6 protein-coding genes are annotated in these 7,808 nt (G+C 69.5%); all 6 read left to right on the top strand.

What is annotated here, in order from left to right; genetic code table 11:
* Positions 1–560: 560 nt before the first annotated feature.
* The 6 genes from AB0M65_RS39425 to AB0M65_RS39400 all read left to right on the top strand — a co-directional run bounded on the left by AB0M65_RS39425 (position 561) and on the right by AB0M65_RS39400 (position 7,405).
* A complete protein-coding gene (locus tag AB0M65_RS39425; RefSeq protein ID WP_364040270.1) occupies positions 561–1,352 on the top strand; it encodes an ESX secretion-associated protein EspG in 792 nt (263 codons plus the stop codon).
* Complete coding sequence (locus tag AB0M65_RS39420; RefSeq protein ID WP_364040268.1) at positions 1,345–2,118, top strand: ESX secretion-associated protein EspG; 774 nt, start codon at positions 1,345–1,347, stop codon at positions 2,116–2,118. The genes AB0M65_RS39425 and AB0M65_RS39420 overlap by 8 nt, the downstream gene beginning before the upstream one ends.
* A gap of 30 nt (positions 2,119–2,148) precedes the next feature.
* Positions 2,149–3,375 (top strand): hypothetical protein, encoded by a 1,227-nt coding sequence (locus AB0M65_RS39415; RefSeq protein ID WP_364040265.1) that lies wholly within the window; start codon positions 2,149–2,151, stop codon positions 3,373–3,375.
* 13 nt (positions 3,376–3,388) lie between these two features.
* A complete protein-coding gene (locus tag AB0M65_RS39410; RefSeq protein WP_364040262.1) occupies positions 3,389–4,003 on the top strand; it encodes a hypothetical protein in 615 nt (204 codons plus the stop codon).
* A 142-nt stretch (positions 4,004–4,145) separates the two neighbouring features.
* Entirely contained in the window at positions 4,146–6,200 is a 2,055-nt protein-coding gene (locus AB0M65_RS39405; protein WP_364040259.1) for a dTMP kinase, read from the top strand.
* Positions 6,197–7,405 carry a DNA polymerase III subunit delta' gene (locus AB0M65_RS39400; protein ID WP_364040256.1) on the top strand — a complete coding sequence of 403 codons (1,209 nt, stop codon included), beginning with the start codon at positions 6,197–6,199 and terminating at the stop codon, positions 7,403–7,405. The genes AB0M65_RS39405 and AB0M65_RS39400 overlap by 4 nt, the downstream gene beginning before the upstream one ends.
* Positions 7,406–7,808 lie beyond the last annotated feature (403 nt).

Here is a 7,808-nt window from a genome sequence, read left to right as displayed (position 1 = left end):
AAGTAGCGGGCCGTTTATGGCGCACTTTCTCGCTCAAGTGTCATGAGGGGTCCCCATAGGACGAAATTTGTCCTATGGGGACCCCTCATGACGTCCGGGGGCCTCCGTCAGGACCGGACGCCCGACCGACGCCCGGACCGACGCCCGACCGGAAGCCGGACCGGAGGCCGGACCGAAGCCCGGACCGAAGCCCGGACCGAAGCCCGGACCGAAGCCCGGACCGAAGCCCGGACCGAAGGCCGGACCGAAGGCCGGACCGGATGCGGCGCCGGGATGGCCGACCGGACGTCCGACCGGACGCCGCGCCGGGATGGCCGCCGCCGCCGCCGTCGCCGTCATCGACCACGCGGAGCCGGAGAGCAAAGGTCCCTTGCTACCCGGAGCCGCCCCAGCCGCTCCAGCCGCGCCCCAGCCGCCCTAGCCGCGCCCCAGCCGCGCCCCAGCCACCCCCGCCGCCTGCCCGCGCCCTCCTCTCGAAGGGGGTTCAAGACCGCTCGCCGACCGTTCGCAGACCGACCTCGCCCATTCGAACAAAAGTTCTAAAAATTGTCGGTACCAGGGTGTTCAATGGTCAGGTGAGCACTTCAACGACCGCTGTCTTCGACGTCATCGACGAGGTCATCGCCCCGCTGGCCGCCGAGGTTCCGGAGCGTCCCTCGGTGATGGAGTTCTACGATCCGGAACTCGCCGTGCCACCGGTACTGGCCGACGAGGAGCCGACTCCAGGGCTCACCCTTGCCGAGGAGGTGGAGCAGTACACCCGGTTCGTGAGCGGGATGGCGGCGATCGGGCTGGTCTCCGGCGGCGATGTCACGCCCGAGGCCGTCGGGCTGTATCGCGCGCTGCGGGGCGGGTTCATCCGCGGCGTGGTGACCGGGGTCTTCCCGTCGCGCGCGGAGCCGTGGGAGGTCCGGTTCTTCGGCGACGAGGACTACACCACGGTGCTGAACAAGCTGGGCAGGCGGGCACGGCTGCGGTCCGGTTTCCTGAGCGCGCTGCCGGGCTGGGTGTTCGACGGGCTGCCCGATCACCCGCCGGGCCCCGGCGAGACCGTGCGCATCGAGACGGACGCGGGCGGGCTCATCCCGGTGCGGGCCCGTGAGGCCGTCGAGGTGATCCGTCAGGGTGCTTCGCGGCCGCGTCACGGCACTGTCCTTGTCGATCTCGCGGTGCGGAACTCCATCCTCGCCGAGTATCCGCACGGCGCGTTCGGCCTGGTGGACAACGATCTCGGTCGCTATCAGTTCAGCGCGGCGATGGACGGCGACGGTCGCTGGACGCTCATCTGGGGTCCGGCCAGCCGGTCGATGGCCGAGGAATGGATCGTGAGGGCGGTGCAAAACCATGCGTGAGCCGGCCACGGTGAAGGAACTGATGAAGCGCGCGGCCGAACCGGTGCTGCGCGCGGTGCCCGAGCGCCGGAGCGTGTACCTGGGTTACGACCCGGAGATCACCGACGACGAGATCCGCCGCCTGTGCCCGTCCTACGACGGGCCGGGCGACCTCGTCACCCAGGCCGAGCGGTACGCGGCCAAGGCGGCGATGCTCGAAGAGGCCGGGCTGATGGAGAACGGCGAGATCCTTCCCGCCGCCGTCCAGATGCACGGCGTCATGCTGCGGGGTTCGGTGCGAGGCGTCCTCACCGGCGTCTTCGCCTCCGCGCCCCGCGCGGTGCGGGTCGATTGCTACGGCGACGGGCACCAGGCGGTCGTGTGGCGGATGCGGTCCGGGCGGCGGACCACGTTCAGCTTGAGCGACTTCGGCGAACTGGGTGCCCGGGTGTTCGGCGGGCTGCCTCATGTTCCTGCCGGCGACGTGGCCCCGATGCGCATCCGGATCGACGAGTACGGCGTGCCGCTGAGCGGCCAGGAGGAAGAGGTCGGCCTGGTCTGCGACCTGCTGGACCGGCGGCGAACCGGGACGGCGATCCTCGATCTGGTCGCCTTCGGCGGGCTGAACGCCGAGTACCCGGACTACGGCTTCGTGATCATCGACAACGATCTGGGGCGGTTCGTTTTGTACGCCGCCCCTTCCGAAGGGTGGCTGATGTTCGGTGGAATGGACCGCCGGGCACTGGCGGGCTGGCTGCACGAGGCGGTGGACTTGAGCCGGACGTAGCCGCCTTGAGCGAAGACGAGGGGGCGAGGCATGGACCTGGACCGGGGCGCGGCCGACGCGTGGTTCAGGCGGCGAGGGCTGCCGATGGTCATCCACCGGCGCAGGCGAGGGGCGGGAATGCTGCGCCGGGCGACGCCGGGCTTGGTGTTCCTGTGCCTGCTCGACCTGTTGCTGTCCGGGCTGCTGAAGCTCTTGGACGTCTCCGAGGACGTGCTCGAAGCCAGGATGCGCGGCAGCGGGCTCGCCTACGTCCTCGGCGTGCTGGCGCTGACGTTCGCCGTGATCATCGTGCCGATGGTCGCCGGCAGGCTGATGGCGAAGCTGCTCCGGATGCTGCACCGCACCCGGGTCCGGCTGGCCGTCATGGTCGCGACCATCGGGTTCTGGGTGCTGGTGCTGCCGCTCGGTGAACGGCTCACCGGGCTGGTGCCGTGGGACGACCCGTTGTGGCTCGCCGTGCTCACCAACCTGGCCGCGCTGGCCGGGTTGATGCTGCTGGTGCGGATCGGTGTCGGCTCGATCCTGACCTGGGCGGCGCGGAGTGCGGTCGCGCAGGTCAGGGCCATCGGCACACTGGCGTCGCGGGCATTGCCGCTGCTGCTGCTCGTGGTGATGTTCAGCTTCTTCACCGCCGAGTTGTGGCAGGCGGTGGAGCGGCTGAGCCCGGGACGGCTCTGGCTGGTGGTCGGGTTCCTCACCGTGATCGGCGCGGTGTTCCTGGCTTCGATGTTGTCCGACGAGATGAAGGAGCTGAAGTCCTGGACCGTCGAACCGGGGGCGGCCGCCCTGCGCGGCACGCCCTTCGACGACGATGACGACGAGCCGCTGCCGGTCCGGCGCACGCTGTCCAGGACGGAGCGGCTGAACATCACCCTGGTGCTGTTCTTCGCGCAGGCGGTGCAGATCGTGGCGTTCGGCGCGCTGGTGTTCGTCTTCTTCATCGTGTTCGGGGTGCTGATCCTCCGGCCGGAGGTGGTCACGGTGTTCGCCGGGCGTGAGTCGGCGCCGGGAACACTGCTGGGTGTCCCCCTTCCGGTGAGTTCCGCACTCGTCAACGTCTCCCTTTTCCTTGCCGTTTTCTCCGGTTTGTACTTCGCCGCATCAACCGCGACAGATGCCCGCTACCGGCGTTCTTTCTTCGAACCTTTGCTGGAGGATGTGAAGATCAGCCTCGCGGCGCGTGACATTTATCTGGCCCATTGGGCGGATGTGCGACGGGCCGAGGTGGTTACCCTTGAAGGAGAAGACATTCCGTAGTGAGGTGGTCACCATGAGCGGGAAGGGCGAAACTCCCTTCTTCGACGCCCCCGACTTCGTGAAGGGCGATGGCACTCAGGCAGATCCTCCTGGCGACACGTTCGCCGATCCGCTGTCCGGGCTGGTCACGTCCGGTACCGCGGGCCAGCCGGACTCCCTGGGGTCAGCCGAAGAGAATCAGCTGAAGATCCCCGGGCCGGTCCAGCACGACCCCGAAGTCGTGAGCCGGATGGTCAACGCGGCCATGCTCGCCGACGAGCAGCCGGCCAGGACACCGGGCGCGGAGCAGTCCGCCGCTTTCCCGCCGGGGAGGATCATCAGCACTGTCGGTGAGCAGGGCCCTGCTCCGATCGGGATCCTGCCCCAGCAGCGCACGTGGCCGACGAGGCCGCCGCAACTGCTTCGTCAGCCTCGCCGCTTGAAGCAGGAAGAGCCGGTCGAGGTCGACGAAGAGGCCGAGGTCGAAGTTCGGCGGGTGAGGCGTTCGATGCAGCTTCCGAGGCTCGGCAAGCCGTCTTCGAACACCACCGGTGTGATGATCGCGATCGTGCTGATGATCGTCTTCGCGGTCCTCGCCATTCAGCTGCTGGCCAGCCTGTTCAACAGCATCGCGGGGATCTTCGGGTAACCCGTCCGGCGGTAGCGCCGGACGGGGCCGTCCGTCCCCACGGCACCCATCGGGATACCCTGGCCCTACGGTCGGGGGACTCGGTGTACACGCGGGTCGCCCGGCGCCGCGTGACTAGTGGGGTGGGCGTATCAGCGAGGGCGTGCAGTCGGTGCCCCAAGCGGGCACGGGTGAATCAACGGGCCGTGACGCCTCCACCATCCACCGCGCACGGCGCGTGCTGGCGATCAAGCCGTTCCGCCGGCTCTGGGGTGTCACCTATCTCTGCAGCGTCGCGGACTGGCTGAACTTGCTGACGCTGGCCAGCCTGGTCACGAAGATGACCGACAACTACGCGGCGCAGAACTACGCGTTCGTCGGTGTCGTGCTGACCTCGCTGCTGCCGGGGTTGCTGTTCGCCCCGCTCGGCGGGCTGCTCGCCGACCGGTTCGACCGGCGCAAGGTGATGGTGCTCTGCGATCTCGGCCGGTGCGGGTTCCTGCTGTCGATCGCGTTCGTCGGCACGCCGTGGTGGGTGTTCGTCGGAAACTTCCTGGTCGGCTGCTGTTCGATGATGTGGATCCCGTCGAAGGACGCGGCGGTGCCCAACCTGCTGCGCCGCCCGGACCAGGTCGAGACCGCCAACCAGCTCGGCATGGTGATGACCTACGGCCTCGCGGTGATCACCGCGGCCGGGGCGAACGCCGTGCTCACCGGTAGCAACACGACGTTCCACTTCTTCCAGGGCGATGCCCAGCTCGGCATCGCGAAGGTCGCCGTCGTCATCACCGGCCTGCTGTACCTGACCAGCGCGATCGTGATCGCCACCCGGATCCCCGAACTCTCGCTGCGCAACGTCCACACGGTCGAGAAACCCAAGGCCAACCAGGCCGACGAGGAGAAGTTCGGCTTCCGTCAGATGATCTCCGACGGCGCCCGCTTCGTGCGGACGACGCCGTTGGTGCGCGGGCTGATGATCGGCGCGTTCGGCGCGTTCGCCGCCGGTGGCGCGGTGATCGGCTCGGCCAAGCCGTACTCGTCCAGCCTGCTCGGCGGTGACGCGGCGTTCAACCTCCTCGTCCTCGCCGTCTTCCTCGGGCTCGCCACCGGGATGGCCGTGGCTCCGAAGCTCGCCCGGCGGCTCGCGCACGACCGGCTGTTCGGGATCTCGATCGTCGCCGCCGGCCTGTGCCTGATCGTCGTCGCGCTGTCGCCGCACCTCGCCGTTTCACTGGTCGCGGTCGCCTTCGTCGGTGTCTGGGCGGGGACGGCGTTCCTGACGGGTGTCACGATCATCGGCTCGCGGATCGAGGACTCCATCCGCGGCCGGATCAACGCGATCTACCAGTCGTTGATGAAGATCGTGCTGTTCGGCTCGACGATCCTGGTGCCGGTGCTGATCAGCGCGGTCCAGAAGACCGAGGTCGAGTTGTGGGGGGGCACGATCACGATCGACGGCAGCCGTCCGGTCATGATCGGCGGCGGTGTCCTGGCGCTGATCGCCGGCATCGTCGCCTACCGGCAGATGGACGACAGGCGCGCCGAACCGATCCTCGCCGATCTCCGCAATGCCCTGCGCCGGAGCCCGCGCCGCGTCAACGGTCTGCTGATCGCGCTCGAGGGCACCCGCGCCGTCAACACCGAGACCCAGGCCGCGCGGCTGGCCGAATGGCTGCGCGCGGGTACGCGTCCCGTCGTACTGGCCGCAGACCCCGCGCTGGACGACCAGCGGCTCGCGAAGCTGCTCTCCGGCGCTTCGCTGACCGGTGCGCGGGCGCAGGCACTCGCCGCCGCCGCGGTGCGTGCGGACATCGTCGAACGGGATATCCAGCCCGCGCTCGACGCCGGTTCCGTCGTGGTGATGGAACGGTTCGTGGACTCGCCGCTGGCGCATCTGTCGGCGGTCGCCGGGCTGGACAGCCAGGAACTCGAAGGGCTCGCCGACTGGGCGACCAACCGGCTGCGCCCGGACATCACCGTCCTGCTGGACGCCGATCCCGGCACGGTGATGCGGAAATCGGAGTCGCTGGACGCGCAGTGGCGGGTGCAGCATCTGCTCACGGAAATGGCCGCCGCCGACCCGGACCGGTATGTGGTGGTCGACGCGGACGGTACCGAGGACGAGGTGGGCGACCGGGTGCGGACAGCGATCCGCGCGGTGCTCGTCGGCAGGCTCGCCGGGCTCGCTCCGGCGGAGGAAAAGGTCGAGGTGAGATGACGGAAGCCCCTGTGCTGATCGGTGTCTGGAAGCAGCTCGTCGGCCAGGAGCCCGCCGCGCGCACGCTTTCCACGGCGTCGACGGCGGCCGCGCGGATCATCGAGAACCAGCCCGTGGCGCCAGGGGCGATGACCCACGCGTGGCTGGTGACCGGCCCGCCCGGGTCGGGCCGCTCGACCGCCGCGCGGGTTTTCGCGGCGGCGTTGCAGTGCGGCACCGGCACCGGTTGCGGCGAATGCCCCGGCTGCCGCACCGTACTCGCCGGCACGCACGCCGACGTCAAGCTCGTCGCGCCGGAAGGCCTTTCGATCTCCGTCGCCGAAATGCGTTCCCTCGTCCAGTCCGCCGCTCGCCGCCCGACCACGGGGCGGTGGCAAGTGGTGGTCATCGAGGACGCCGACAGGTTGACCGAAGGCGCGTCGAACGCGTTGCTGAAGGCCGTCGAGGAGCCGCCGGACCGCACGGTGTTCCTGCTGTGCGCGCCGTCCGATCACCCGGACGACGTCTCGGTGACGATCCGCTCGCGGTGCCGTCTGGTCACCCTGCGGACTCCGCCGCCCGAAGCGATCGCGCAGGTGCTGATCGAACGGGACGGTGTCGAACCCGACCGCGCGCAATGGGCTGCGTCCGTCTCAAGTGGACACGTCGGCCGCGCGCGGCGGCTCGCCACCGACGAGGCGGCCCGGCAGCGGCGCTCGACGGTGCTGCGGATCCCGCTCGGCCTGCGCCGTCCGTCCGATGTGTTCACTTGCGCCGATCAGCTGATCAGCGCGGCGGAGGCCGACGCGGGCGAAGAGAGCAAGGTCCGCGACGAGGCCGAGCGCTCCATGCTCCGCACCGCGATGGGCGGCGACGGCATCGGCAAGGGCGTCGCGGGGGCGAAACGGGCCGCCGAAGCCGCCGTGAAGCAACTGGAGAAGCGCCAGAAGTCGCGTGCGACCAGGACCCAGCGTGACAGCCTCGACCTCGCGCTGGTGGACCTCGCCGCGTTCTACCGGGACGTACTCGTGACCGCGAGCGGCGCGGGCGCGACCCTGAACCATCCGGACCACGCCTCGGAAATCTCCCAGGCCGCCTCCGCCTGGGCACCGGACTCGATCCTGCGCCGCCTCGAAGCCGTCCTCGAATGCCGCGACGCGATCGACTTGAACGTGAAACCGCGGATCGCCGTCGAAGCCATGGTCACCACCCTGCGCCAAGGCTGACCTGCCGTACCCCAGCCCCCACCGCTCCCAGGGGGGCGTCCCCGAGTCCAGTCTACCGGGGGTGGGGGCGGGAAAGTGCTGGTCGCGGGAGTTGTCCACAGGTGGGCGCGGTTGTGGATAAGTGCTGGGGATAAGTGAACGAGCTTCGGGTCCTGCGGCCCTGCCCGGTCGCGTGCGCTGCCCCCAATGTGGCATTGGGGACGATCAGCGTCCCCAATGCCACATTGGGGGCGGCGGCGCTCGACTGCGGCACAGCGCCCAGGCGCTCCACCACGGCACAGCGCCCAGGCCGAGCGAGCCCAAGCACCAGGGAAACGTCATGAGGGGTCCCCATAGGACGAAAAGTGTCCTATGGGGACCCCTCATGACACGTGGTCAGGCGAGAGAGAGCGACACGAACGGG

Source organism: Amycolatopsis sp. NPDC051071 (genome assembly GCF_040682875.1).
Taxonomy (GTDB): domain Bacteria; phylum Actinomycetota; class Actinomycetes; order Mycobacteriales; family Pseudonocardiaceae; genus Amycolatopsis.
Note: the sequence above shows the minus strand (reverse complement) of the source record. Positions and strands in the feature narration are given on the sequence as shown.

Bases quoted from the DNA above. Each gene is read 5' to 3' on its own strand.
- AB0M65_RS39420 (WP_364040268.1), top strand. From the start codon at position 1,345: ATGCGTGAGCCGGCCACGGTGAAGGAACTGATGAAGCGCGCGGCCGAA.
- AB0M65_RS39415 (WP_364040265.1), top strand. From the start codon at position 2,149: ATGGACCTGGACCGGGGCGCGGCCGACGCGTGGTTCAGGCGGCGAGGG.
- AB0M65_RS39410 (WP_364040262.1), top strand. From the start codon at position 3,389: ATGAGCGGGAAGGGCGAAACTCCCTTCTTCGACGCCCCCGACTTCGTG.
- AB0M65_RS39400 (WP_364040256.1), top strand. From the start codon at position 6,197: ATGACGGAAGCCCCTGTGCTGATCGGTGTCTGGAAGCAGCTCGTCGGC.